The sequence below is a fragment of the Pyrinomonadaceae bacterium genome, assembly GCA_036277115.1.
In the GTDB taxonomy this organism is placed as follows: Bacteria; Acidobacteriota; Blastocatellia; order Pyrinomonadales; family Pyrinomonadaceae; genus UBA11740.
Genome location: DASUNM010000015.1, coordinates 95487 through 121935 on the forward strand (window position 1 = coordinate 95487; position 26449 = coordinate 121935).

Consider the following 26449-nt stretch of genomic DNA (forward strand, 5'->3'; position numbering starts at 1 on the left):
ATGAGCAAATCACGAATCAATTGGTACAGGTATGCGGCTCCCGCGAACTTTTATCCGCTGGCCGGCATGGCGTTGCCGTGGTTTATGGGCCTCGCGATCATTCTGTTTGCAGTCGGTCTGTACATTGGTTTCTTTGTTGCGCCGCCTGATTTTCAGCAAGGCAACTCGTATCGAATCATCTTTATTCACGTGCCGGCCGCATGGATGGGAATGCTGCTCTACGTCCTGCTGGCGATTTACGCGGCCATCGGTTGGGCCTTCAATGCGCGGCTAGCGTCGATGATGGCGACAGCGATTGCGCCCACGGGAGCAATCTTCACGTTCATCGCGCTAGTGACCGGAGCGCTGTGGGGCAGACCCGCGTGGGGCGTCTACTGGGTTTGGGACGCGCGCATGACTTCAACGCTCATCCTGATGTTCCTGTACATTGGTTTCATTTCGCTGCAGTCATCAATAGATGACACGCGGCGAGCCGATCGCGCCGGGGCGGTACTGGCAATCGTCGGCGTCATCAACGTGCCGATCATTTATTTTTCGGTGCAGTGGTGGAACACTCTGCACCAGGGCGCCACGATCCGTCTCGGCAGCCGGCCCTCGATGGCGCCAATCATGCTGGCGGCAATGTTAATAATGACTGCAGCCTGCTGGATGTATTCGATCGCCGTTGTGCTGGCGCGCGTGCGCACAATCATTTTGGAAAGAGAGAGCGAGGCGCCCTGGCTGGCCGAGGCGTCATCGACGCTACCAGGTAACTATGCAGTGGAATAGCCTTTCTGAATTTATCAACATGGGTGGTTACGGGTTCTTCGTTTGGGGCTCGTATGGCGTGACTTTCATTCTGCTGGCCGCTGAACTCATCATGCTGCGCGCACGGAAAAAGCGACTTTCGGAAAAAGCGGCGCTGCGTCGTAAACTCGAAACGCGAAACTCAGAACTCGAAACGGCTTTATAAGTTCATGAAGACACGTCATAAACGAATCATTTTCATCTGTGCAGCTTTGGCCGCCATCGGTCTGGCCACATTCCTGGTGCTGGGCGCGTTCCGAGAGAACCTGGTCTTCTTCTTCAGCCCGACGCAGGTCGCCGCCAAAGAAGTTCCGGTCAACAAGACATTTCGCATTGGTGGACTGGTTGGTGAAGGAACTCTCAAGAAGGATCCGGACGGTTTGACGATTCGCTTCACGGTTACCGATATGACGCACAGCATTCCGGTCGTCTACAAAGGAATCCTCCCCGACCTTTTCAAAGAAGGTAAGGGTTGCGTGGCCCAGGGCCGGATGAACACGGACGGTGTGTTCTACGCCGATCAAATCATGGCAAAGCACGACGAGAACTACATGCCGCCCGAGGCGGCCGAAGCGCTCGACAAGGCGAAACAAAACGAAAAGATTCAGCAACACACGAAGGACGCCGCGAAGACTCTCTCAAAGTAAGTCGTAATGATCCCTGAAATAGGTCAGTTCGCCTTAATCCTGGCGCTCGCGGTTTCGATTGTCCTCGCGATCCTCCCGCAGATCGGCGCGGCGCGCAGCATTCCGCAAATGATCGCGGTTGCGAAACCGGCGGCGCAGGTGCAGTTCCTGTTTGTGCTGATCGCCTTCACGTGTCTTGGATATTCATTCATCAATAATGACTTCTCGGTTCTCAACGTAGCCACTAATTCAAACTCACGACTGCCGCTGCACTATCGTCTCGCAGCTACCTGGGGTTCGCACGAAGGCTCACTGCTGCTTTGGACATTCATGCTCACCTTGTGGATGGCCGCAGTCACGCTGTTCAGCAAGCACCTGCCGGAGAAAGTTGTCGCTCGCGTGCTGGCAATCATGGCCACGATCAGCGTGGGCTTTCTGCTGTTCATGTTGCTGACCTCGAATCCGTTTCAGCGTTTGTTTCCGGCTGCCGCCGACGGTCGCGACTTGAATCCGCTGCTTCAGGATCCCGCGATGGTCGCTCACCCGCCGATGCTTTACATGGGTTATGTAGGCTTCTCGGTCGTATTCGCCTTCGCGATCGCGGCGCTAATCGGAGGCCGGCTCGATGCGACTTGGGCGCGTTGGTCGCGACCATGGACCACCGTCGCGTGGTGCTTTCTCACCTGCGGTATCGCGCTCGGAAGTTTTTGGGCTTACTACGAACTCGGTTGGGGCGGCTGGTGGTTTTGGGATCCGGTTGAGAACGCTTCGTTCATGCCGTGGTTAGTTGGCACTGCCCTGATCCACTCGCTGGCGGTCACGGAAAAGCGTGGGGGCTTTAAGAGTTGGACAGTACTAATGGCGATCGCTGCTTTTTCGTTGAGCCTGCTCGGCACATTTCTCGTTCGCTCAGGCGTGCTTACTTCCGTTCACGCATTCGCGAACGATCCAAAGCGCGGCGTTTTCATTCTCGGATTTCTTACGCTGGTAATCGGCGGTTCACTCGCGCTTTATGCATGGCGAGCCCGGCAAGTTGGACTGGGCGCGAAGTTCGAACTGCTTTCCCGTGAATCGCTTTTGCTGACGAACAACGTCTTGCTGATAGTTGCCTGCGGCTCGGTTTTGCTCGGCACTTTGTATCCGCTGTTCATGGACGCGCTCAACCTCGGCAAAATTTCGGTGGGCCCGCCGTACTTCAACGCGGTGTTCGTGCCGCTGATGGCGCCGGCATTGTTTTTGATTGGCGTCGGACCGATTGCGCGCTGGAAACAAGCGAAGCTCCCGGAGATGGCCGTGCGTCTGCGTTGGGCATTCGTCGTTAGTCTGATTTCAGCCGTGGCAATTCCCTTCCTCCTGGGTGGCTGGCAGTGGCGCGCGAGTCTCGGCATGCTGCTCGCCGCTTGGATTGTGGCGACCGTCGTTCAGAACATCTGGACCCGCGTTCGCACCGGTTCAAGCGAGTTAAGTCTCATCGATCGCATCAAGGCGCCGTCGCGCGGCTTCTACGGAATGCATCTCGCTCACCTCGGCGTCGCGGCGTTCGTCGCCGGGGTGACAGTCGTAACCGGCTATCAAACTGAGAAAGATGTGCGGATGAATATCGGCGAAGTCGTCAATGCCGGGGGCTACGAAGTTCGTCTCGAGAACGTTACCCAACTGCGCGGACCAAACTACCAGGCAGTACGCGCCGACATGCAGGTCTCGAAAAACGGCGAGTTCATCGCGAGGCTGCATCCCGAAAAACGTGCCTTTACCACGGCCCAGAGTGTTACTTCCGAGGCCGCTATCGACCGCAGCATCTTTCGAGACATCTACGTCTCGCTTGGCGATCAAGCCGAAGGCGGCGGTTGGACCGTACGCGTCTATCACAAGCCTCTCGTGAACTGGATTTGGGGTGGCGCACTATTGATGGCAATCGGCGGAGCGTTCGCGGTGACTGATCGCCGTTACGTGCTGCAGGCGCGCAGACAGAGTGAAACGGCGAAGCCATCAACGGCGCCGGCAGTCGCCACGGCGACCACAGGAGCGAGCGAGTAGCGATGAAAAAGCTTGTCTTCGTTCCCCTCGTGCTTTTCATCGTTCTGGTCGTCTTTCTATTGATTGGCCTGCGACGCGACCCACGAGAGGTACCGTCGCCGCTCGTCAACAAAGCCGCGCCGGCGTTTCAGTTGCCGCAACTTCAGGATCCGACGAAAACGTTTTCCGCTCAGGACATGCGCGGCAAAGTTTGGCTGGTGAATTTTTGGGGCACCTGGTGCATCGCGTGTCGTGAAGAACATCCCTGGCTGGTTGAGTACGCGAAAGCGAACGCCGTGCCGATTGTCGGCGTCGATTACAAGTACTCGAGCGACACAAGCGACGAACGGGCCGCGGCTGTGCGCTGGCTGGCCGAGCTTGGGGATCCTTACAGCATTACTGTTTACGACGCTGACGGCCGCACATCGATTGATTTCGGAGTCTATGGCGCGCCCGAAACGTTTCTGATCGACAAGCAGGGCGTCATTCGCTTTAAACAGATTGGGCCGTTGACCCCCGAAGTCTGGCAGAACAAGGTGCTACCGATGGTGAAGCAACTTAATCAATGACTGCTCAAAGGCATCGCAAGTCTCTGTGTCTCAGTGGAACTCGGTGCCTCTGTGGTAAAGACTCGCTCAATTACTTTCACCACAGAGACACAAAGGCCTCACAGAGGCACAGAGGAATAGTTCTGGCTGTAGCAATGCTGCTGACAATGGCCTGGGTTTCATTGCTTCATGCTCAGGTCGCGCGGCCGATCGAAGATCCGGCAATTGAAGCGCGGATGAAACATCTGACCAAGGAACTGCGCTGTTTAGTTTGTCAGAACGAAACACTCGCCGATTCGCAAGCGCCGCTGGCTGAAGACCTGCGCCGCGAGATTCGCGAACAGATCAAAGCCGGTAAGACCGATCAGGAGATTCTGGCTTACGCGACGCAACGTTATGGTGACTTCGTTTTGTACAACCCGCCCGTCAAAGCAACGACGTATTTGCTCTGGTTCGGTCCGTTCGTCTTGCTGGTAGGCGGAACAGCGTTTCTCTATCGCTACGTGAAACGACGGCGTGACTTAATTAAAGTGGAGCCGTTGACGGCGGACGAACGGTCACGGGCGGAAAAACTTCTGAAGGAGACCTGAGGCGAGTTTTGTCGGCGCTTCAGATTTTAGAAGATTACGTATAGAGGCGGGCTACTTCCCGCCTGGTTTAATGCGCAGAGGGCGGACGGTAGCCCACCTCTAAACGGACGGTGTATCAAAGAGAGCGGGAGAAAAGTCGCGATGATCATCTTTTGGTTTATCTGCGCGATGATGGTTTTGCTGGCGCTGTGGTTTGTCCTGCCTGCGCTTTTGCAGACGGAACCGGACGCGAAAACTGACGATGCGCGCGCCGCGAACCTCCTCGTCTATAAGGATCAGCTCCGCGAAATGGCAGCCGATCTCAAGAGCGGTTTGCTTTCGGAAGCTCAATACGAACAAGACAAGGAAGAGTTAGAGCGCCGTCTCCTCGAAGACGTCGGTGATGGAAAAGCGAAGCCGTCTTCCAGGCAACTCCGCAGTCGCGCGCTTGCATACTCGATTGCGATCGCGATTCCGGTCGCGGCGCTTGCCTTCTATTTCGCGATTGGCAATCCGAAAGCTGTCGAGCCCAACACCGTTAGCCCGCCGATGATGCGCACTCGGTAACGTGAAGGTGGCCTTGCGTTGCCGCGTCACCATCCTTCGCGTTAGACTCCGCCGGTACGCACTCCTCCGGAGTGCAAAGCACGCTTTGAAGCGTGCGTCCGCTTCATACATAGCTTTTCGGAGACGAGATTTTGACGAGAGAGAATTTCCTATTCGCAATCATCGGTGTGCTGCTGGGTTTTATTCTCGGTTTCATGCTGCATGGCGTCATGAGCCAGCGCGACGCCGAACGCGCGTCGGCTTCAACTGAACAGCGCCAGCAGTTGCCCACCGATCATCCGCCGATCGATAACGCCGGTTCCGGTAACCCGCAGCAAACGATGGAACAAGTGCAACAAACCATCGCGCGCGCGCGCAATAACCCGAAAGACTTCGACGCGCAGATTATGGCGGCGCGACTTGAGTACCAGATTCAGCAGTACGACGAAGCGATCAAGTTCCTGTTGACGGCGAATCAGCTGAGACCGGACGCCTATGACGTGCTCGTGATGTTGGGCGAGGCCAACATGGACGCCCAACACTGGGACGCGGCGGAAAAATGGTACAAGGCCGCGCAAGTGAAAAACTCAAAAGACGTCGCGGTCGCTGCCAGTCTGGCCTTTGTCGGCTTGCAAAGGGGCGATGTGAAAGCCGCGGAACGCGCAATCGCAAATCTCGAAAAACTCTCGCCTGACAGTCCGGATCTCCAAAACTTCAAGAACAAACTCAACGAGCTAAAGTCCGGTCAATCGAAATAGCCAAATGGCAGCGCGAAAACTGCTTCAGCCAATTCTGATCGGCGGCCTGATTGCCGGCGTGCTCGACATCACCTACGCCTTTGTCTTCAGTTATCTCCGCAGCGGCCGGACTCCCGCGTTTGTTCTGCAATCTGTCGCGAGTGGAGCCTTGGGCCGCGACTCATATCAGGGCGGAGCAAAAACCGCAGCGCTCGGTCTCGCATTTCATTTTCTGATCGCTTTAACCGCGGCCGCTGTGTACGTGGTCGCCAGTCGTGCTCTGCCCTTCATGACGACGCACCCGATCCGGTCGGGAATGATTTTTGGTCTGTGCGTTTATGCCGTCATGTACTGCCTTGTCCTGCGTGTCTCAGCAATTCGCGCGACCACCTGGCCTTGGTCACTCCCTAAGTCTGTTTTTATTGGTGGCCTGCTTATCCATGTTTTCGGGATTGGCCTACCCATCGCTCTTGTCAATCGACATTATTCGAAGTAGAAATCTCGACATGGAAATGAACGAAGTCAGACTGGAAACCGAGCGGCTGGTGCTGCGCTGGTTTCGCGAAGACGATTTCGATCAATACAAGCGCATCTGTGCTGATCCTGAGGTGATGCGGTTTCTTGGTGATGGGAAACCGATGACGGAACTCCAGGCGTGGCGCCACATGGCCGCGATCATGGGCCATTGGTACTTTCGCGGCTACGGCGTTTGGGCAGTCGAAGAGAAAGCGACCGGAACCTTAGTCGGCAGGATTGGTTTGATGTATCCGACAGGCTGGCCGGGATTCGAATTGGGTTGGACGCTCGCCCGCACCAGTTGGGGCAAAGGTTACGCGACTGAAGGCGCCCAGCGGGTGATGGAATATGTGTTCACAGAGATGAATCGCGATCACGTGATCAGCCTGATCGCTCCCGCGAACGTTGGCTCAGTCAGGGTCGCGGAACGTCTGGGCGAAACAGTGGAAGGTGAGACTGTGGTGATGGGCCATCACGTTCTGATATACGGCATCGGTCGTAACGAATGGAGGAAAAGACGTGAAGCAAAGGTTTAGAGCTTCGATCGGAGTTTTCGCACTCTGCCTATTCGCGATCACTGTGTGCGCATCGGCATCGGCGCAGCAGAACAATCCATCCGTCGAGCAGTTCTGGGTTAGATTCAAGACCGCAGTTCAAAAGTCAGACAAAACTTCCGTAGCTTCCATGTCGCAATTTCCGATCGGCATGCCTTACGGCGTTCCTAAGATCAGAACCCGCACGCAGCTTGCGCGTCGCTGGCGTGACCTTTTCAACGTTCAGGCGAACGCCACGAAATGTTTTGAAGATGCTAAGCCGGTCGTTGATCCCGCCGCGCGAAATCGGTTCACGGTGGGATGCAAGAACGAAGCGGGAGATGAAGTTGTAATTTACGGCTTTATGCGCGTTCGCAGCGGTTGGAAGTTAGCTTATCTCGACAACATCAACGAATAGCACGGTACGCACGCCTCCGGTGTGCTGACTCTTTTCAAATCTTAAGAAGAACACCTGAGGCGTGCGCACGCCAGAAGCGTGTGTACCTTACGGTTCGATCGCCATTCTCGCAACTGACGTCATCGGAATTCGTTCCGTGCGTCCCGTTTTCAGAATAATCACAATCACATTCGTTTCGACGATGATGCGCCGCACGGTGGACATCGGGCGGTCGATGCGCGTGCCGTCGGTTTGCTCGATGATGAGGCGGGCGCCCGGCGGAGTTTCCTGAGCGGGCTTCTCGGTCGCCGGCTTCTCTTCAGTCTTCCGTTCTTCTCCCGCAGGCGGCTTCTCTTCTTCGGTCTTCGGTTGCTCAGTTTCCGTTTTCGCTGGTTCGGTTTTCGGAGGAGTCGACCGCGTGGATCGCGGTGGCGTACGTCCACGTGGGTTACGTCGCGGCGGGGTTCTCGTTGTGTTCCGGCGCGCGGACGGCGGCGTTACCGGTTTTTCTTCCGCTGGAGTTTCAGCCGGCTTCGGCTCTTCCACGGCTACTTCCCCCGGCGGTTTGGGGATGGTCGCGCCGACTGAGGATAAGCGCTGCACATTGTCATCACGTTTTTCGGGATCAGTTTCCGTCGGCGCATTTTCAGCCACGGGAATGCCACCGCTGAACGGCTGAAAAGATCCGCCCAGGGTAATGCGATACGTTCCGGCATCGTCGTTGGGCGACCGCGCTTCAACGCGCAGAATCACCATCTGGCGCGTGCGAAAATAGAGACTCTTCTCCACTTGCGGCGGAATGGTGCCGGCGTAAATTGTGATCTTTGTCAGCGGTCGGAACGTGACGGCGGTAAAAATATCAATGTCGCCGTTCAGGTTCCGGCTGTTCACCGTCACATTTAGATCACCTGGCGTCGCTTCGAACGCGTAGTAGTGGCGCGTGAAGCGCGAGTCGCCGAGATCAAGCACGGCGATCGTTCCGTTGATTTCATTGCTTAAGACGGGTGTCGGCAGTTCCGGATTCGTCGACTGCGCCCGGAGCACGCACACACTTGCCGGTGCAAAGGTAAAGATCGTTACGAATAGAATTGAACGGATTAACTTCACAATAGCTAAATGCTCCGGCGCCGCTGAGATTCTACAAGCCGCAGCGTTGCGTGGCAAAACGTGGGTTCTGTGTCCTGATTTCCACTTAAGCAATAACGACGCGGCGACAGAGGGCGTTGACAATGGCGCCTTGCGCTTGTAGAGTAGCCAAGCTCTTAACTAGTTTTTCCACCACGGTTGGGTGCGGACCCGACGGTGCGTGTGTCAGAAGCCATTAGCTCCCAAGACGTTTTTCTTGCCCGCTAGCTGCCTTCTCCCGAAACACCGCGGAAAACTTTTTTGTTGACCCCCCACTGGCGTTGAAGTACGTCTCGCCAGAGTTCGGATCAAGGGACGACCCATTAACCTCAGTCTTAAAGGAGATTACAACGTGAGATTACTAAGGAAAAATGCATTTCTAATTGTCGCGGGACTCGCTCTGGTGCTTTCGAGCGTCTCGGCGCTGGCCGCGACCCAATACTTCCAGGGTTTTGAGACAGATACCTATGACTGGACCGGCGCAACGCGAGTTGGATCGGGGTCCAACGGTGTAGCCTCGGCAACAGGAAATTTTCATGCCGAAGCAGTCATGGTCGCGGCGCCGGGTTCGACTCTCGACTTTACCCGCTTCGGAGGCTATGAGTCGGTGTTCCCTGCAGGCGGATACACAACGAGCGTCGACGTGTACCTGAACGTCACGGCAGGCAACGCGAACGACACGCGCTTCGATTGGTCATCTGCGATCAATACGCCAGCCGGCACTCATCGTCGTGACTTCGTGTTCAACGCGGGGTTCTATCTCGACAGTGATGCTACCGGCACGGGCCCGCGTTTTGTGATCAGCGCAAGTAACAACGCTACTCGGGGCGGAGCCTTCCCCAAGAACCCCGCCCGCGATCCGTTCACCATTACACAGACCGGCTGGTACACATTTGAGCACCACTTCCGAAACGATGGTTCCGGTGTACTGGCTGTAGACTTGACTATCAGCGCGCTGGGCGGCCCGCCGCTTCACAGTTGGACGTTGACCAACCCAACTGACGTCATCGGCTCGACGGTGGGCGGCCACCGTTATGGCTGGTTCACGATTCAGGAGTTCCCTGTCCTGGCGTTCGACAATGTGAGCCTGGTGAGCGTCAACGAACCCACTAACGCGGGTGACTGCAAGAATGACGGTTGGCAATCACGGACCCGCGCCGATGGCAGTTCGTTCAAGAACCAGGGCGACTGCATCCAGTACGTGAATACTGGCAAGTAGTCAGCTTTATTCCTCGGCAGTCGGCGGAAGTCGGCCGCCCAGGCAAAAACAAAAGGCGAGTCCCGAGACCTCGGGGCTCGCCTTTTTCTGTTTTGAGTGTGGTGCCGAATGCGTGATGAAAGCGTCGTGTCTGCTACTCATTAGGCAGGCGCGGAATTTCCACCAACTTAGCACTTTCCTTGATTGACAGTACCGCCAGCGACTTGTAGAGTACGCAAGCTTTTACAGCAGTTTCCACCGATCGGTTGGGTGCGGACACCCGACGGTGTGTGTGGTGTCGGAAGCCGAAAGCCCCCAAGACTTTTCTCTTGCCCGCTTGCCGCTTCTCCCAAACACCGCAAGCAATTGATCTAATAATCTTCTGGCGGTGACGTCTGTCTACGCCAGTTACGAACGCAACAGAAGAATCGCTTCCAATCAATCTAAAGGAGAACTCAATGAATCGAAGAAAAGTGTTAACAATCGCGGTGCTGGCCAGCGCAGCATTCGTCCTCGCCCTGGGCATCGCGGCTACGCAACCCACCGCTTCCGCCGCGCCGCCCGCCAAGGTCGACCTTTGCCACAGAACAGGCAACGGCGGCTACCAGCCGATCAGTGTGAGCGCGAATGCCGCGGGGAATCACATGGCCCACGGTGACGTTCAGCAACCTAACGGCGCAGTGCCGGGCAGTCCCGGCTTCGTCTTTGACAGCCAGTGCAACGCTGTGACTTGGACCTATTACGTCAATGCCGCCCCCGACATTGCGGCCCAGGATCCAGCCAGTCCGGGAAACTTGTTTGTTGGGTCCGGAATACCGGCTGAGAACTTCGGACTAGCGCGGAATGAGGCGTTGGGCATCGAACTCGGGCTGATGATTCTTTACCGGCAGGGTCCGACAGTTCCCTCGACCGATAACTACGCGGATGGTGTACTGAATTTTTCGGTCGCCTCGGGTCCGCAGTCAATCTCCAACGGATCTGCCGTCAACAACCCCGGGCGAGCTGCATGGAATTTCACCTTTTCAGTGGCGACCGGCCTCAATGGGGCAACGACCGATTTGGGTGATTACACGTTTCAGCTCCTCTACGACACGGACGCAGGTCCGGGGACCAACTACAGAACCTTGACGCTCGAACAGGAGCTCACGCCGCAGGCTGCCGGCCAGTCAGGTTATCAATGGAGAGATCAGGTATTGAATTACGTACCCATTGCTGACGACGAAGGCAATGGAAACGTCACCCAGAACTCTCAGAACTACGCGTTTGCCCACTTTCAAGCTTTCTTAGGTGGTGCTTATGCGCCTCCCACGTTCGCTGGACCGGGGCAATTCGACATCATCCTGCGGGCGCTTGACGGAACTCAGATAGTTGCGAGTAACCACATTGTAGTGAATGTGGCACCGTAACCTCTGGTTACTTTTACATGTGCCAATCTAGTGGCTGTTGACTCGAGGCGGTCGGCGGAAGTTGACTGCCCTCAAAAACAAAAGGCGAGCCCCGATCCATCGGGACTCGCCTTTCTTCTTTTGTGCCTCGCTTTTTTGTTTTCAGAGATTGTGGCACCGACGGGGGACTTAAGCTCCTAAGGGCAAACTACAAGCCACGAAGACGCTCTGGCGAAAACGCCTTGCAACCGGCATGGCCTTTGCGCGGACTGACGGATAAATGAAGTCGGTCGTTCATGGAGTTTAGGGCCGCTCGATAGCCTGATTGCTCGGCTTCTGCCGCCGTGCGGAACGGCACGCGATTATAGCGTGCGATGGCGTCGTAATAAGGACAACCGGGCCAGTGTTAGATCTTAGTCCGTCTGTTGCCTCTTACTGGGCCCGTTGGAGGTGCCGGATTCTCGGCGTGCGAACTGGGTTGTTTGCACGCGTTGAGTTACGGTTTGAACGATAATCGTTTACAAACCGATCAGTAGAACACGCGCCGAGAATAACGACGACGCATAAGAACAACAAGAGTAGAAAAGGTTTTTCAACACGGGGGGCAAGATCCGCTCTTGGTTGCTTGCGGCTTACGGCTACGGGCTTTTGATGTGAGTCGGGTCGGTTGGCTTGTTGGTCAAAGGAGCGGGACTTAGAATCGCGTTTGTAGACATAATTCAACGGCAAACTGTTCTCCGATTCTCCCTCTTGGCAGGTTCGCAAAGGACAATTGATTCTTCCCGCTGACCATGCCGCATTGCACCCTCACCTCGCCTTCTATTGATTATTCAACTTGATGCTTTTTAGAATTGACTCGAAGCAATCATGGTACGCGGCGCTTTCTGTGGCCGGCGCGACCACGTTTACGTAAAACAGTCTTCCGTCGCTTAAGGACAGGTTATAGACGATTACGCGCTCTTTATGAACGGATCCGTTCGGTGCGCCTGTTAGAAGAATGCGAACAGCCTCGCGGTCGGCCAGAGTTGTACGCTCGGCGGGGCCTTGAGGGGCGAGGTGGGGATTGCCCTTGATGACCGCGCCAACGTATTCGGCGGACGCTGCGTCGAGTGTAGCCGACGGCACGCGGATGCTCCCGACCATTACCCCATGTGTTAGTTCCGGGCGGCCTTGAAGCGCACGGTAGCCACGTTCGGGAGCGAAGATCGCCAGCGCTTCAGTTGAATGGTCGCGCCAGTTATCGGGAATGCTGATTGAGAATAAATCTGCGGTAAAGACGCGATAGCTCAACGACGGTGGATCGGGCGGCGCCAGAATGGGCGCGTCGTTCGTCTCGGCAGCGACAGGGCCCTGCGCCACTCTCTTTCGAGTGGGGCCGTTACAGACGATTGTAAACTGAGTTCCCTGCTTGAACGCCAAGTCCGGACCTCTAGTGGCAAGCGTAGTTGTCGCGCCAACACCTGCGCCTATTGCTGCGCCGATGACCGCGCCTTTTCCACCGGCCAGCGCACCCCCGATCACACCTCCGATCAAGGCGCCTACTGCTGCTCTTTTGACGCTCGTCTTAACGGTAGTGGATCGGCTACGAACCGTGCCCTCGTTATCCGCGCGTCCATCATTTGCCACATTCACAACGTCGAAGACTTCTACGACGGTCGCAGTAAAGTCAGCGTTGCGACCGTCAACTAAGGTCACTGTGTCAAATGCCAAATCGATGTGCGAATCCTTGTTTGCTTTGCCGGAGTGTTTGAGGTTCCTTATGCGCCCTTCGACAATGGCGCCGGCATATTCAGCCGGCATCAAAATCTTGCAACTGAATTTGTCACCTTTTTTGTTCGTCACCGTACTAATCGGTGATAGTAGCTCGACTGAGAGTTTGGTGTTCGGCGCAATTGGCAGATCCTGGCCGTGCACATTGAACGCCGGTAGGAAGAGTACGGCACAAACGCCGATTGTGAAGACGGCGCCTCGGAATGCGTTCATTGGGAACCTCCTGTGATGAAAAGAGACGAGTTATCATTGTTCAAAATCGAGACGAATGGCTTTGGGTGGGTGAGGCTGATTTGCCGTTGCTCTGTCCCGGCGGAATGCCTCAGCGTAATTGCGCACGTCGATCGCCTTAGCAGAGATCACGTCAACGCGTTTATCGATTGCAATGGTGACGCGAACACTGCGTTGCGCTGGCGCGAACCGAGCAACCTCAGAACTGGCTGGTGTCACTTTATGTTCGGGCGTGGCGTCAATTATGACCGCGCTCGCTTCCGGCGACTGAGATTCCTCCAGCGACCTCCAATTGATCGCAAAACGAACCGGGCGCTTCGAGTCTTTCGGGCGAATTCGGACAATAATCCTCGAATGCTGATTTGAAGGCCCTGGAGCTTCGATAAAGGATCCTTCCGTAACATTCTCGACCCTGATTAACGCAACGCCACACGGCGCACAACCCAGATTGCCGCGAACCTCAGGAAAGGCCGGCGCCAATTTGCTTGCGGTGACGTTTATCGTGCCAATACTCGTCGAATCGTCCGGAGACGAACCGCTCAAATAGACGATCAGGTATTTGCCTTCGGTTTCCACTCGCACAGTCATGGGACGAACCGGGCGAGGCGGCGGTCGCGGCGGCGGTAAAGCATCCAGTCTGGGCTCGATCTCAAGACTGCCCCCAGGTTTTAAGGTAACGGTACGCGTCACAACTGCATAGCCAGCTCTTGAGACAGTGATTTCATACTCGCCTGGTGGAAAAGCGACATCTTCGATCGCGCTTGCATACGAACCCACGTGCTGGTTCCGATCGATATTCCTAACTTCGATGGCGGTGCCGTCCACGGTAGGCTGAACGGTCAGCGTCGCCTTCAAGAGCTCAAGTGTCAGCGTCAACGAGGAAGTGTCGCCGGCCTTTAGATCGACAGTTTGCTCGGCATCCCCGTAGCCTGGATGGCGCGCCGTGATCGTATAGGACATCGGCGGCAGTGTGAGAACAATGGTTCCGCTGGTATCTAGTTTTTGCGATTCGCCATTCAGCCAAACTGAGCTGTCGGCCGGACTCACTGCAAGGTACAACCTCCCGGGTTTGACTCTGGCCGACGCGGGCTTAGGGCTGGACGGACGGCCGCTCCCCTTCTTCCGTGGGTTAGTTGAACGGTTAGTGCCTGCGGGCGGCGGTGGTCGGGTAGCGTTTTCGTCTTGAGCCTGAAGGTCACAAACCAAACCGCTAAAAATAGACACGAACATCAGGCAACAAAAAGGAATCCGCCAGTTGTGTTTGTAACTCATGGTTGAAGCCTCACAAATCCTTGGCGCATCGAAACCCTGTATTCGCGTAACCAACCAAGGCGCCCCGCGCATCCCACCCTTTTCTAAAGGTTGCTGTGGCCTTTCCGGGAGTACTGCCCCAATAGCCTCCGCGAATTACTCTTAGTTCGGCTTGATTTTGATCGGGCGCTTGTCCTCCGGGATACGCCCTGAATTCGGTTGCCGTCCACTCCCAGGCATTTCCGATCATGTCCATCACGCCAAAAGGGCTTTTCCCGTCCGGATAAGAACCCACATTCGCAAAGTGGCGGACGGTGGCATCGCCGGCGTTCGCGACGTTGTTTCGCCATTGATTTCCCCACGGATACAACCGGCCGTCGGTGCCACGCGCCGCGAATTCCCATTCTTCTTCGGTCGGCAAACGTTTACCGCTCCACTGTGCGTACGCATTGGCGTCGTACCAATCAACGCCGGTAACGGGATTCTGGTGGGAGCTATTTGGACAATTGCCTTTGACCCAACCTGGCGGCAGCCGATGATTTGTCGCCTTTACGAACTTTTCGTAATCACGGCACGCAACCTCGTGCTGATCAAGAAAAAAGGGTCGGACTGTGACCATGTGCGCCGGCCTTTCATGCTCATCGCCCAGATCATTTCCCATCCTGAATTCGCCGCCCGGAACGTAGACCATGCCCGATGGCGGCGTGGGGATGACTACTGCCGGCAAAGGGCCCGCTCGTTTGGGACCGAAGACAATCGCGAACGCAGTTACCGCGATAACCGTCACGCCGACTGCGACTGTCACCGGCAACCATGGAATATTTCTTTTCCGAGGGGCCGCCGGTAAGACTGCTTGCCACGGAGCGGCAATGTACACGGCACGATCGTCGCGCTGGGCATCGGTTGCACCAGTGTTTGGCGGCGACGTTTCGTTCTTCGAGTTTGTCCCCTCGAAGGCGGCATCTTTGGACAACCGGGCTGACAGATCCTGCGAAACCTGCTTGCTGACGCTGGTTGATTGGGCCCCAACTGAAGCCTCACAAAAAGGACATGCACTCCTTGGAGTGAGAATTAAGACTCCAATTTCCGGACATTGATGTTCGGCAGGGGCGGCAGCGGGATGCGTTGCGCATCCTGGGCAACTGGGAGCAATTCCGTTTTCAACAGTGATTGAATAAAGCTTTCGCCGGACGGGCACGGCTGATTCGATGCTTATCACCTGACACGCGGGACATAAGTAGCGTTTGGCCGTCGGTCGCTCGCAGACAAAGCATTCGGAGCGGCGCAAGAAACCATTCGTCACTTTCGAAGGCCAAAACGTCGCGCAGTCACAGCAGTACTGCCACCAGGCCTGATCCGGAAAGCCACTCCCGATCGCGTGCCCGCCCTGTTCGCATGCCACCAACGAATCTCCAGCGGCCCGGAACCGGAGCTGGTGCTGCGGACAATAAAAAGTAAAGCTCTGCGTTGCTTCGGGTGACATGTTTCAACTGCGCCGTCTTTGTCAAAAGGAGCCCGACGAACCTTGAATATCCCGGCTCGCTCGTCGCAATGATGCTCATCCCTCTGGATTAAGCGGTGAAGGTGATGCCTTCTCGCTTGCGCTTGAGATCACGGTAACAAAAAGCCTCTGGGACGTGCTCCCACCACGTCCGTCGTTTATTGTGACGTTTATGATCTTCTGTCCGGGCTCAACACCCGTCGAATTGAATATTGCGGTATCTCCTTTATGAATGATCTCGCCGGCCGACGCTTTCCAGTCAAAGTAGAGAGGTGAGTCCCCGTCAGGATCGGTGGCAAAAACCCAGAGCTTTACCTGCCCACCAGTCTCTACGGTGAGGCTGTCGGCTGTGAAAAATTCAAGTTTCGGAGAATGGTTTGGCTTTACCTCAGGTGGTGCGCGCGTGGCTGTCGCGGGAGAGAATTGCCGCGGCAGTACTACAATCGTCAAATCTCCGCTAACCGCGCCTCCATGATTGTCAGTTACACGTAATGTAATTTTCACGGGAACAGGCGAAATAATGTGGCCCATTCCCGCAGTGTTTAGGATTGCGGTGGAACCAGAATCGGAGTTCGTCTTTGCGATTTCCAACGCGGGTGACGAACTTTGCCAATCGTATGAGAGCATCGCGTTCGTAGTGCTCGCCTCAGCTAGAGCATACAAGGACACTATTTCTCCGACTCGTATCTGTTGATTGTTGCAATTGCAGCGCGGGGGAACTGTTAGGCTCGGCGGATTGTTCAGGACGTTGCGAGACACAACCGAAATCCGTTCTTGTCGGGACGCCGTTAATCCGAGTTCATCAGTCACGACCAATTCGATTGTAAGATCAGTCGAGATCGCTTTTGGGATGATGCCATCCGTGTTTAGCAAAGCGTTCGCGCCGTCTCCGTTAATCGTGCCGGCAGATGAAAGCCAACGGTAGCGAAGTTCACCGCCATCTGGATCATCAGCCTGCGCTCTTAACGCGACGACCTGTCCTTGCTGAACGAGATGTTCACACTCAATTGCTCGAATGCGGGGCGGACTATTCAGCCATTCCGTTAAGGTTTGCGAAACCGCGGCTACCGGCCCGCCCAGACCTACCAGAATTCCAAAAACACCAACGGCAATGCTGATGGTGGTTACCCAATGTGAAAACGTTCTGGGCCGGTGCACTCTTAACCACTCAAGCGGCAATTTACAGCGGTCAACCCACGTGCTTGAATTTGCGAATCCAGCGAGGTAAGCCAGGCTCTGCGGCTTGTCCGGCGCGTCGTGCTCATCCGGGGAGTCAGCGGGATCTTTCGCCGCGCCAACCTGTGTTAGCCACTCGTTGCAGAATGGACATTCCAATCGGGGAGTTACGTATGTAATTCCCAAAATCGTGCATTCATGTTTAGCCAGGTTACTTGTGAGAGTCGCGACCAGACAGCCCGGGCAAACAGGAGACGCCCTTCCGTCTTGCAGAATCGCGAAGGACTTGCTTACTGAATTCTCGGACGCAATTGTCAGAAGCTTACAGTCGTTGCACAGAAACCATCGCGTGACTGGGCGTTCACATTGCGAACATTGCGTATATGCGTCGTCACCTTCAAGGATCTCCCGTGGGACAAACTTCTCGCAATCGCAGCAGTACACCCAGAACTCCGTATACGGAAAATCGGTTGCAACTTCATGCCCGTTTGCACAGACGATGGTAGAGGCGCGCAGGGACGACACCGCTGCGCGCTCGGTCCTGCAATATACCTGTATTAGATCTGGCTTCGCGGTCGCGGTTGTGGTTGGTCGCATGTGAATCACGGACGAGCCCCCGCTTGTGCTCTGGGCCCCCGAAAACATCTTGTCAGCTTCCTACACTCTATTAATCGGACCTTGTCTCGCGAAACTATTCGTATTCGCTGCCGGCTGAAAGTTGTTGGGCTTCGTTCAGTTTCTCTTTGATCTTCTCGAGGTTCATGTTGGCAGTTCCGACGGCCTGTGGACTGAGCACCCATTGGTACTCTGTTATCGCGGTCTCAAAATCCTTCTCGATCATTGCAATGTCGCCCAACCACGCGTGAGGGCGCGCCCAGTCAGGCGCGAGCTGAACTGCTTTCTTGTAGAAAACCTTAGCCTCAGAGTAGTTTCTTTCCATGTAATATGAGGTGCCTAAATTGTTGTAAGGATTTGCCCAATTGGGATTGCGGCGAACTGCGTCAGAATAGAGTGTCCGCGCCGTTGAATAGTTCTTGAGCGATGCGTAGACCAGCCCCGCGCTGTTGGCAGGTAGAGCCCATGACGGATCCAGTTGGGCCGCTTTTACCCAGTGCTCAATCGCAGCTTGATTCTGGTTAGCCAAGTAGGCCACTCGACCCTGGCAGTAGGCACTCTTTGCGCTAATAAGACTGTCACCAGGCTTCAATTCAGTAGCCCATGACATCGCTCTCGTGGCGATTTGCCATTCCGAGGCTGGCGCTTCTTCATAGCCAGGCTGAAGCAGGTTTTGGGTAAGCTGCGTGGCCTGCCTCGTCAGTAACGGCACCAGTCGCTCTCGGTACTTGCGCAACGTCTCGTCATTGGCGCCGTTGGCTTTCAGTTGGTTGTAGAGTTGATAGGCGTTCTGGCTTGCAGGCGGAAATAAATTGCCTCTCGCTATTGCGTCGTCAAGCTGCTTCTCGACGCTGTTACTTCCCACGGTGTTAAGGGAAACAGCAATAATCACAACCAGCAGGAACACCAATCCAATGCCTGCCATCAGAACCTTGACTGCGGTTGACAGAGGTGATGGGATTCGCGAAGTGGAAGGCGACGCCGACCAGGAAGTAGTGTCGATCGGCGAAGCCGTCACGTTCTCAACGTCACCAACAAACGATCCAGCAGGTGTCGATCCGGGGACAGGTAGGTTCTCCGGTGCAGTCAATTCAACTGGTAGAGTGACGCTTTCATAGTCAGCCGCCCCAGAGGCTCCGAAGGCCAGGCCACAGCGTCCACAAAATTGCTCGGTGGGTTTTCCGGCGGTACCACAGTTGGGGCAGACGATAAGTTCTTGCGTAATGCGCTGCGGCCCGGCGAGCTTGATTTCGATTGCGCCTGCTTCTTTGACGACCCACCCGGCCTCAGTCCGATCGACTGACGCAGGTCGAATGACAATAATCTCGCCCGCTGATGGGTTGTCGCAGTTAAAGAGTTCGTAATAGGTGTCGTAATACTGCCGCTTCGATTTAAGTTTCCTGGCCTTAGGAATCGCGAAGGACAAGTTCAGGCCGGGCACACCCGGCAAAAGGACGTAGTCGCCGTCGGCCGACGCTGTTAGTTGGTTTCCAGCGCTATCCAATTTCAGTTTGGTTGTCGTCTTGAGACTGGTTAAGCACTCTGACACCGTGCACGGAAAATCCGGCAGGCGTTCAAGGACTTCATCGCAGAAAGGACAAGTGGAAAAGCTCGTCACGAAAGAGGCGCCGTAGTCGCGACAGTCGTGGTCGATGACGGAATGTGAAGGCTCTTGCAGACAGCCCGGACAGGTGGGAGTCGGTATGCCGTTCGTGATCGCAAAGACCTTGCGACGACCTGGTTCGTCTGATTCGACACTAATGACATTACAGTCCCCACAGACATAGCGGCGGACTACGTTGCGTTCACAAGCTGGACATTCTTTGCTGGCGGCTTCTTTTTTTGCCGTATCAACGAGCCAGCAATGCTGGCAGTCACAGCAATATTCCCACGACGAGCTGTCCGGAAAATTCTTGGCGAGAGCATGGCCACCTGACGCACAGAGAATTGGCTTACTCGACGGGGCGTCGAAACCCACTTTATGGGTGATGCAATAAGCGCGAATTACGCGAGCGGTAATCGCGTCGGCTGGGGCAGCCATAGCAATGTACTCCTCTTGGGAAACCTGTCGACTCGGGATTATCAGCGTCAGCGTGTTAGCTCGGGCTCTAACGCACTTCGAGAACACCTTTCTCTCTCAACTGCCAACCTCCGGGAACGGTTGAGACGATGGCCGGGTCGATTATCCAGACATCTCCCGCGGAGGGTCTCTGGCATTCGTAATATCTCTCGTAGTACGAATGAAACTCTTGCTTCGTCTGGAACTGAGCCACGCGCGGCACGACAAACAAAGGCTGAGCGTCATCGGCAACGCTTGCATCACGAATCAGGACCAACTCGCCTTTGCCGTCGATGTCATTCACCAGAATTCCGTTTTGGAAATCGGGTTTTACGACCGTTGAATTTCGCCTTTTCTTGTCCAGGTACTCATTGACCGAGGCGGGAAACTCAGGTTCAATCGGCTGTGGCGTTAGTCGTGAGTAGTCGTCGAAAGCCTGCCGAACCGTACCGCCGCCATAACCACCGTCGGGGCTTTGCCTGATTCGCCGTCCCAGCGCCTGCAGTTCGCCTTCAATCGATTCCAATCGTCCAGATGTTTTTTGCTGCTCATTCAGTGCTGCGCTGAACTGTTTGTTCAACTCGTCGTGGCGGCGCTTAACGCCGGTTACATGGGCTTTCACAAGTTCGTTCACGTGGTCATCAAATTTCGCCCAGTAGCCTTTGCGCAGTCTCAGAGCACCGAAGACGGCAAGCGCTATGAGGCCTGCTGCTGCAATTCCTCCGGCGATTGGCCAGATTAGACTCAGCAAGCCACCCCCTTCATCGCCACGTCCGGGAGACACCTCAGATCCAGAGGATTGCGTCTGAGAATCCGCAGGGCTGACAGTTGTCTTTGGGACACTTGCGGCAAAAGTCTCAGCGTCGGCGATCGCCCTATCCATCGCCTTCACTTTGTCGCCGCGCAAGAAAGTTTTACCCCTCGCGACCACCTGTTGTTTCTCAGCGTCAATTGCCTCGCGGAGTTCGGTAGCAGCGTTCTTCACTCTTTGTTTGTCACTCGAGTTCTTCGCGGACGACAAAAATCTATTCGCAGCCGTTTCCAGTGACCTGCCTAACTGGGGCTCTTTGGTTTTGAGGGCTTTTTCCAGATCGCTTAAAGATTGCGCCAAAGCGGATTTGCTTTCTGCTTCTGTGGGCTGTGCGCGAACCGTGAAGGACCAGCCCACGCAAAAACAAATCACTAGAAGGTAATTCAAATATGACGGAGCTCTCATCTTTGCCTCCTCAGCAGTGTCAGCTCTCTTTACTTTGCACGCGATAATTTCCATTCACTTGCGCGAGCGTGTCCAGAAAGTCCTTGTTGCTGCGGCGGGAATAAAAGACTTCGGACAAAAAGTGATTGATTGGCGAGACCTCAAGCCGCTCGATGCGCCCACTGAGTGTGGATACGAAATCATCGACTCGCCCGTTGATATTGGTCCACGCTTCTCCTGGCATGTTGTCCTCTTCACCAGCACGAACATTGCCAATGGAGGTGAAAACCGAAAGCACGGGACTCAAGGGAACTTCGAGATCTGCGGGAGCATCAAATCTGCCATTCTCGACTTGTTCGACGCCCGGGAACTTTTGTTCGAACGTCTCAGTCCCCCATCGCTCACACCAGCGGATGGTGGCCGGAGGCGAGCCGCTTAATTCCAGGCCTTCCAGGGTGAATCCCGCGTAGGGCGTTGCGGATGCACCATCTCTCGATGCGCGCGTGCGCGCGGCATTCAGAGCGCCTAAGGCCACGTTAGTCTTGGCCTTACTCAGGTTCTCCTCGTTCAGCAGGATTAGGTTGTAGATCTTGAGCGCCTCTAGATATTCCCGCTCTTCTTCCGTGACCACCGCTGCCAATTTTTCTTTCAGTAAGTTGAGAATTCTTTTGGCTTCCTTCTCGAGGTGTCCGCCAAGGCGCTTGAACTCACCGAACAGCATCAATCCCCAACCGTTGCCGCCCAAAATCAGGTTGATGCCACTTGAGGGCTTCAGCTTCTGCTCGACGGCTGCCGCGCATGCTTGCAGCAAGGCGTAGGCGAGAATGTGTTGAAAAAAGAGGCGGGTGCGGTATCTCTGGTAGGACTGCGTGCCCATTCCTTTCCGCAAAATTGCGGATTCACGCTCTTGAAACTGCTGATCATTGAGACTGCTGATCCAGACCGAATACGTGATGTCGAGGTCAAAGCTGGGATCCGGATTCAGCAGTTTTAGTTCCGCGTCATCATTCGCACCCTGGAGTAATCGGCGCAGATGTTTCTTGAACTCACTCGCCCCAAGCAGATCGTTACCGAAATTCTTCTTCGCAAATTGAAAGAAGGTCTTGCCGGCAACGCGGATGCTGTCCAGGACCAGAAATCGCCGGTCGTGACTGACAGCGATGTCCGCCGTGCCCCCACCAACATCGACGAAGACTTCCATCGTCGCTTTGTTGCCAACCGATCCGATCGATTCAGCAATCGCAGTGCTCTCGTCTACTCCTTCTTCATAATTCACGTCCTTACCCAAGCCAGTTCCATAACAGATGTTACGTACCCGTTTCAGGGCCTGCCTTACCTTGTTGTGATAGCTGTCGCGATCGTCCTTTCGGAAGGCGAGCGGAAACGTAAATACGTATCGATCGATAAGCATCCGCTTGCTAAAGAACATCTCGGCGTGCGCATACAGCAACGTGAGTTGCAGAAAGAGTGTTCGCCACGGCTCGGTCTTGCCATCGAGATCCCACTTTAGGTTGGCATGCGGCTTCCAGGTTTTGTTGAGGTCCCCTTGATACAGTCGTTGCTCGAGATCTCTATGCAACCCTGGGATGTCTACTTTGAAAATCTCGGCGACTGAAACGTCCTCCGATTTCAGCGCGTCGGTGAGGTTGGGATCACTCCTGCGCGATAAGAGAATAGTCGGGAAGAAACCTTTTGTGGTAGTCGCATTCCACTTATAAGGAAAGAAGCCCGGTAGTTCCAACGCCTCGCTCAGATCGCCACGCTTCCCCCACACGGGCCTGGGCGCAATGGTGAATCTCAAGATCTCCGGCTGACTGTCGCTGAACGCGTAGGCCAGGCAAGTGTTGCTGGTCCCGAAGTCAACGGACAGTTTCGTATCAAGCTCGCGATTAGCGGTTTGGTCTCCGCCGAAGTCCGCAAGGAAAAGTATGCCGCGCTCTCGCTCGCCATTGTCGGTCAACGCGAGAGCACGCGGTTGGTTCGGGACCTCCGAACCGGAGAGGACGCTTACGTACTCTTCCTCTTCGACATCGACCAATTTGCCGAGCCGGCCGTTCTGATCCACCAGGTGCCAACGGCCGGAGTCTTCCTTAGTGCCAAACCCGTACGCCGCGTACAAACGCCATTCACTCGACACCTTGGGCGGCCAGATCGCGAGCGACGAAGCGGCAAGACCCTTGGCGTACGATGGTCGTGTCTGCCACTTCACTTCCCTGCCCGGCATGACCGGAATCGTCCATTCCACCGATGCGCCTTCAAGGCTTGGGAGCGCGGATACTTTTTCCAGGTTAGTCAGAATCTCGGGAAAGTGCCGAATAAATTCGCTTCTTATCGGCGCAAGACACACCGCCGCATCCTTCTCGGTGACCACCGGATCGCGTAATTCCATTTTGTGAACCGATCGGATGTGCGCGGCCTGGGTATCTGAAGTCTTCGGAATCTTGCACCAGTGCGGAGTGTCGCTGAGGAACAGATCCTTCAACAAAACGATTTCATCGTTTTCAGATATTCGGCAACTAAATCGGCGGCCGGGTAACTCGACTACGATTTCCTTATCGTTCAGTTTCCGATACTGGTAGGGCGCGGGTCCGCTGGGAACGGTAGCCGCTTTCATCCACGGTTGCAGTTCGGGCAAACCATCCAGCAGATAAAAGATGCGGCCAACATTTTTCTCGTCATCCTGCTCAGTCGAGCGCTTGGCTTTACGCAACGGATAAAGCTGGAGCAACTCGTCGCTTTCCCAGTGTTTGAGCCCAGGAACCTCCCAGCTCGACGGATCCGTTTCAAGACTCCCGGTTAGATCAATTCGCCCTTTGAAGTTAGCTTCACAGAAATCGTACAGACGATCCTGAAGCGTCCGGCTTGAGACTGCGTATTCCGCAATTAACCTGAGGTGGGCATGGAAGTCCTGGTTTTCCTTGTCACTGGTGAGAAGAATGCGCCGGCTTCGGGTCCAAGACAGTCGATCGTCCAGTAGGTAATCGGCAAGCGTCTTGTCCTTTTGCCAGGCAGTCCGATCTCGCGCCGGGAAAAAGATTACCGCGGGATAGTATGCGCCAACCACGGTTTCGTTGTGTTGGAGAAGCTTGAGAGACCTTGGCGCCTGTTCGCGAACACTGGGATAGGTGCCACTAAGAGCTTGCCAAAGATCGCGATCATAGTTTTGCTGAAGGTAGCTCTGTTTGAACTCCGCCAGGTGCGCAACTCCAAAGTAATGAAGGAGAAAAAGCGTGATCCACTCTTCGACCGCTGTTGAAACCTCGTCCGCAAAAGCTCCCGCTTCCGCGCCTGTTTTGACCGGCAGGTCGAGCACTTTCCGAAACGCGTATCCCGCCGCCCAAGCGGTTGGAAAAGTCTCGAAATATTGCGGGTCATAGTCGGGACTTGTTAGATATTCAGTTCGCACAGCACGAAAGGACCGCTTTTCGGCAATCCCAGCGCCACCACCCAAGATTCCGGAATTCAGAAATTCCCTTCGATTACCGTTATTCATCGTGATCTCCAATATCCGTTCGACCGGTTAACCTAAATCTACGCGGCGCCGACCGCTCGCATCCGTTTCTGAGTTCGGGAAAATAACCTTGACCATACCAGCCTTAGATATTCTCCACGAGTAAACTCGGCGGTCTCCGGGCACCAGTCGCCGAATTCGAAAGTAGATACACGGATCGACGATCGGCCAAGCTCAAGTTCCCCTTTTGCTTCTCTGCTCGTTAATTTCTTGGCCGTCTTTGCTGTGATCTCCTTCAGACTGTGCGGATCGCTTGAGAGGAACGGCCGAAGTTTGGCCACATCTTCGCCGCTCCACCCCACGGTGTGATCCGGATTGGGATCGAGCGTCGTATCAAGGAACTTGGCGAGCAGATTGGCAGCGCCATTGAATCGCTTCCAATCTTCGAGCTTGCGATTTTCGTTATCGGCGTACACTTCGCGCAGGCGTTTAATCTCTTTGGGCCAGGTGCGCGCCGGCAGGTCCCACGGAATTTGCTGGGTAACAAGATGGTGCATGACCGCAGCAGACAAGAACACCGCTTCCGGCTCGATCTCAGTCTCACCGGCCGTGTAACGAGGAAGATGACGCAGACTCATTTTTTCCGAGTCGAGATCCGGCGTTGATGCGCCGATCACATACGACTCCGGATTCCCGGTACCCGCGCGGGAGAAAAAGTTTAGCGCCGCCAGCGCGCCAACTATTTCCGCCGAGTTGAGTGGATTTCTTTGACTCTTACCGCCATTGCTCCAAACCTTTAATTTGTCAGGCTCAGGCTTGCCGGCAAGATAAAGTTCGTCAAAGTATTCCGCGCTGTGATCGCGGTAATATGCGAGGGCTTGCCGAGCGCGCGCCTCCATCGCTTCGGGTTCGGCGTAAAAACCGAGAAGGATCTGCTCGACGAGCTTTCGCTTATCCTCGATTGGCAGTCCATTGAATGCCGGTTTGTCGCCATGTTCTTTCGCAAGATCGTCAATCTGCTGGGTCGTCGGGTAATCGTCCTTAAGCGCGCCAAACGGAGGCTGCGGCGGCACACAGTACGGTGTCAGCAGGCAGGCGCCAACGCGCCAATCCCACGTCTGATTTTCTTTCTTGAGCGTGCCGAGATATTTGCCCATGACAGGAACTCCGCACGCGCCTGTCCCGCCATGAAGACTTCCGCAAAGGAAGAAGTTCGTGCTGACGTTTTGAAATGCCGTCAGACTGCACGCTTTGCCACCGGGTGAATTCTCGTCGCGCAGCGATTCAGCGAAAACCGCCATAACCGCGGCGCCAATAAATGGCTTCTGATAGAAGCCGCGGTCAATTTCGACGTCAAGGTCTTTCTTTTCATAAAACGGAGAGAGAAATGGGAGCGAACTCTTGGTGGCGCCATATCTTGAATCGAGAATGCCGCCCAGGTTCTTCACAATGTTGTCAGAGTTAGAAGCCTGGGGTAGCTGCAACGGATCCAAGTGGCGAACTCGCATATCAATGTCCATCGCCCATCTACTACTGGCCATACCGCCGGTTTGCTGCCCATTCAGCAACTCTTGCAGCTCCTGATAATCCTTTAGGCAATTTCCGAGAGCGACAGCCGCACCGGAATTCAAATCCGGATCCAATCTCCAAATCTGCAAGGAATGACCGGCGCTCGTGAGTACGTCCTTCTCACTGTGCGTCGGGAAACCGATTGCCAGCAGACGAACCAGCGCTTCGGCCACCTTGGTGCCACTGCCGCCAACTGCAATAAAAACGTTGCGCATAATCGAGTTCCTTCCCCTAAATAATTTCGCGCCGCCAAGGGCTCACCAGATGACCGGTAAACATGCACAGAATGTAGATAATCCACGCCATTACAATTCCTTTCATCAACCCCCCGACGCCCACGAAGTTGAAGAAGTTCCTGGTCATATACCAAACAACCAGCAGTACGATCACGACCGGAATTAGCCCGACCACGATTAGCAGCATCGTCTGTCCTCGGCTCCACGCCTTCTGAACGATGTTGATGGCCATGTACTTCCTGAGCCATTTGAAGCCCAACATCACGAGCGCGCAGATCGCCGCGATCACCAGAGCTGCTATGACCCAGTTCATCGCAGTTTCTTCGCATCCTTCCTCGTCACAAGCGTCCAGGAATAATTCGAGAAAGCCTGAGCCTTGAATTAGAATTGCCAACACGCGCGTATCTCCCTTC

At 55.2% G+C, this 26449-nt stretch carries 23 protein-coding genes; 13 read left to right on the plus strand and 10 right to left on the minus strand.

Going from position 1 to position 26449, the window contains the following annotated elements:
- The 11 genes from ccmC (at nucleotide 1) to VFX97_03440 (ending at nucleotide 7295) form a co-directional block, all read left to right on the plus strand.
- Nucleotides 1-768, plus strand: a complete 768-nt coding sequence (gene ccmC / locus VFX97_03390) for a heme ABC transporter permease CcmC (protein ID HEX5702243.1) — start codon at nucleotides 1-3, stop codon at nucleotides 766-768.
- Nucleotides 755-952, plus strand: a complete 198-nt coding sequence (ccmD, locus tag VFX97_03395; protein HEX5702244.1) for a heme exporter protein CcmD — start codon at nucleotides 755-757, stop codon at nucleotides 950-952. Before ccmC ends, ccmD begins: the two co-directional genes overlap by 14 nt.
- Before the next feature lie 4 nt (nucleotides 953-956).
- The gene (gene ccmE, locus VFX97_03400; protein HEX5702245.1) at nucleotides 957-1433 is read left to right on the plus strand and encodes a cytochrome c maturation protein CcmE; all 477 of its coding nucleotides are present in this window, start codon (nucleotides 957-959) and stop codon (nucleotides 1431-1433) included.
- A 6-nt stretch (nucleotides 1434-1439) separates the two neighbouring features.
- Nucleotides 1440-3449 (plus strand): heme lyase CcmF/NrfE family subunit, encoded by a 2010-nt coding sequence (locus VFX97_03405; protein HEX5702246.1) that lies wholly within the window; start codon nucleotides 1440-1442, stop codon nucleotides 3447-3449.
- 2 nt (nucleotides 3450-3451) lie between these two features.
- Entirely contained in the window at nucleotides 3452-3997 is a 546-nt protein-coding gene (locus VFX97_03410; GenBank protein ID HEX5702247.1) for a DsbE family thiol:disulfide interchange protein, read from the plus strand.
- 134 nt (nucleotides 3998-4131) lie between these two features.
- On the plus strand, nucleotides 4132-4566 hold the full coding sequence (locus VFX97_03415) for a cytochrome c-type biogenesis protein (protein ID HEX5702248.1): 435 nt from the start codon (nucleotides 4132-4134) through the stop codon (nucleotides 4564-4566).
- Between the two features lie 141 nt (nucleotides 4567-4707).
- Nucleotides 4708-5112 carry a c-type cytochrome biogenesis protein CcmI gene (ccmI, locus tag VFX97_03420; protein ID HEX5702249.1) on the plus strand — a complete coding sequence of 135 codons (405 nt, stop codon included), beginning with the start codon at nucleotides 4708-4710 and terminating at the stop codon, nucleotides 5110-5112.
- 131 nt (nucleotides 5113-5243) lie between these two features.
- Nucleotides 5244-5849: a tetratricopeptide repeat protein gene (locus VFX97_03425; GenBank protein ID HEX5702250.1), complete on the plus strand. Its 606-nt coding sequence runs from the start codon at nucleotides 5244-5246 to the stop codon at nucleotides 5847-5849.
- Nucleotides 5850-5853: 4 nt separating this feature from the next.
- On the plus strand, nucleotides 5854-6324 hold the full coding sequence (locus tag VFX97_03430) for a hypothetical protein (protein HEX5702251.1): 471 nt from the start codon (nucleotides 5854-5856) through the stop codon (nucleotides 6322-6324).
- Nucleotides 6325-6334: 10 nt separating this feature from the next.
- Nucleotides 6335-6880, plus strand: a complete 546-nt coding sequence (locus VFX97_03435; protein ID HEX5702252.1) for a GNAT family N-acetyltransferase — start codon at nucleotides 6335-6337, stop codon at nucleotides 6878-6880.
- Nucleotides 6864-7295 (plus strand): hypothetical protein, encoded by a 432-nt coding sequence (locus VFX97_03440; GenBank protein HEX5702253.1) that lies wholly within the window; start codon nucleotides 6864-6866, stop codon nucleotides 7293-7295. The genes VFX97_03435 and VFX97_03440 overlap by 17 nt, the downstream gene beginning before the upstream one ends.
- 87 nt (nucleotides 7296-7382) lie before the next feature.
- On the opposite strand, the gene VFX97_03445 is transcribed toward VFX97_03440, so the two are convergent.
- Nucleotides 7383-8381: a hypothetical protein gene (locus VFX97_03445; protein HEX5702254.1), complete on the minus strand. Its 999-nt coding sequence runs from the start codon at nucleotides 8379-8381 to the stop codon at nucleotides 7383-7385.
- A gap of 370 nt (nucleotides 8382-8751) precedes the next feature.
- Between VFX97_03445 and VFX97_03450 the strand changes: the two genes are divergently transcribed.
- Nucleotides 8752-9618 carry a hypothetical protein gene (locus VFX97_03450; protein HEX5702255.1) on the plus strand — a complete coding sequence of 289 codons (867 nt, stop codon included), beginning with the start codon at nucleotides 8752-8754 and terminating at the stop codon, nucleotides 9616-9618.
- 437 nt (nucleotides 9619-10055) lie between these two features.
- Entirely contained in the window at nucleotides 10056-11003 is a 948-nt protein-coding gene (locus tag VFX97_03455; GenBank protein ID HEX5702256.1) for a hypothetical protein, read from the plus strand.
- Between the two features lie 798 nt (nucleotides 11004-11801).
- Here VFX97_03455 and VFX97_03460 read toward each other — a convergent pair.
- From VFX97_03460 to VFX97_03500, 9 genes are all read right to left on the minus strand, one after another.
- On the minus strand, nucleotides 11802-12965 hold the full coding sequence (locus VFX97_03460) for a hypothetical protein (protein ID HEX5702257.1): 1164 nt from the start codon (nucleotides 12963-12965) through the stop codon (nucleotides 11802-11804).
- A gap of 33 nt (nucleotides 12966-12998) precedes the next feature.
- Nucleotides 12999-14030, minus strand: coding sequence for a carboxypeptidase-like regulatory domain-containing protein (locus VFX97_03465; GenBank protein HEX5702258.1), 1032 nt, complete (start codon nucleotides 14028-14030; stop codon nucleotides 12999-13001).
- A gap of 235 nt (nucleotides 14031-14265) precedes the next feature.
- Nucleotides 14266-15207, minus strand: a complete 942-nt coding sequence (locus VFX97_03470) for an SUMF1/EgtB/PvdO family nonheme iron enzyme (protein ID HEX5702259.1) — start codon at nucleotides 15205-15207, stop codon at nucleotides 14266-14268.
- 585 nt (nucleotides 15208-15792) lie between these two features.
- On the minus strand, nucleotides 15793-17070 hold the full coding sequence (locus VFX97_03475; GenBank protein ID HEX5702260.1) for a hypothetical protein: 1278 nt from the start codon (nucleotides 17068-17070) through the stop codon (nucleotides 15793-15795).
- A 532-nt stretch (nucleotides 17071-17602) separates the two neighbouring features.
- On the minus strand, nucleotides 17603-19567 hold the full coding sequence (locus VFX97_03480) for a tetratricopeptide repeat protein (GenBank protein ID HEX5702261.1): 1965 nt from the start codon (nucleotides 19565-19567) through the stop codon (nucleotides 17603-17605).
- A 67-nt stretch (nucleotides 19568-19634) separates the two neighbouring features.
- Nucleotides 19635-20801 (minus strand): hypothetical protein, encoded by a 1167-nt coding sequence (locus VFX97_03485; GenBank protein HEX5702262.1) that lies wholly within the window; start codon nucleotides 20799-20801, stop codon nucleotides 19635-19637.
- Between the two features lie 19 nt (nucleotides 20802-20820).
- On the minus strand, nucleotides 20821-24273 hold the full coding sequence (locus tag VFX97_03490; GenBank protein HEX5702263.1) for a hypothetical protein: 3453 nt from the start codon (nucleotides 24271-24273) through the stop codon (nucleotides 20821-20823).
- Nucleotides 24274-24311: 38 nt separating this feature from the next.
- Nucleotides 24312-26015 (minus strand): hypothetical protein, encoded by a 1704-nt coding sequence (locus tag VFX97_03495; GenBank protein ID HEX5702264.1) that lies wholly within the window; start codon nucleotides 26013-26015, stop codon nucleotides 24312-24314.
- Between the two features lie 16 nt (nucleotides 26016-26031).
- Nucleotides 26032-26433 (minus strand): hypothetical protein, encoded by a 402-nt coding sequence (locus VFX97_03500; GenBank protein ID HEX5702265.1) that lies wholly within the window; start codon nucleotides 26431-26433, stop codon nucleotides 26032-26034.
- Nucleotides 26434-26449 lie beyond the last annotated feature (16 nt).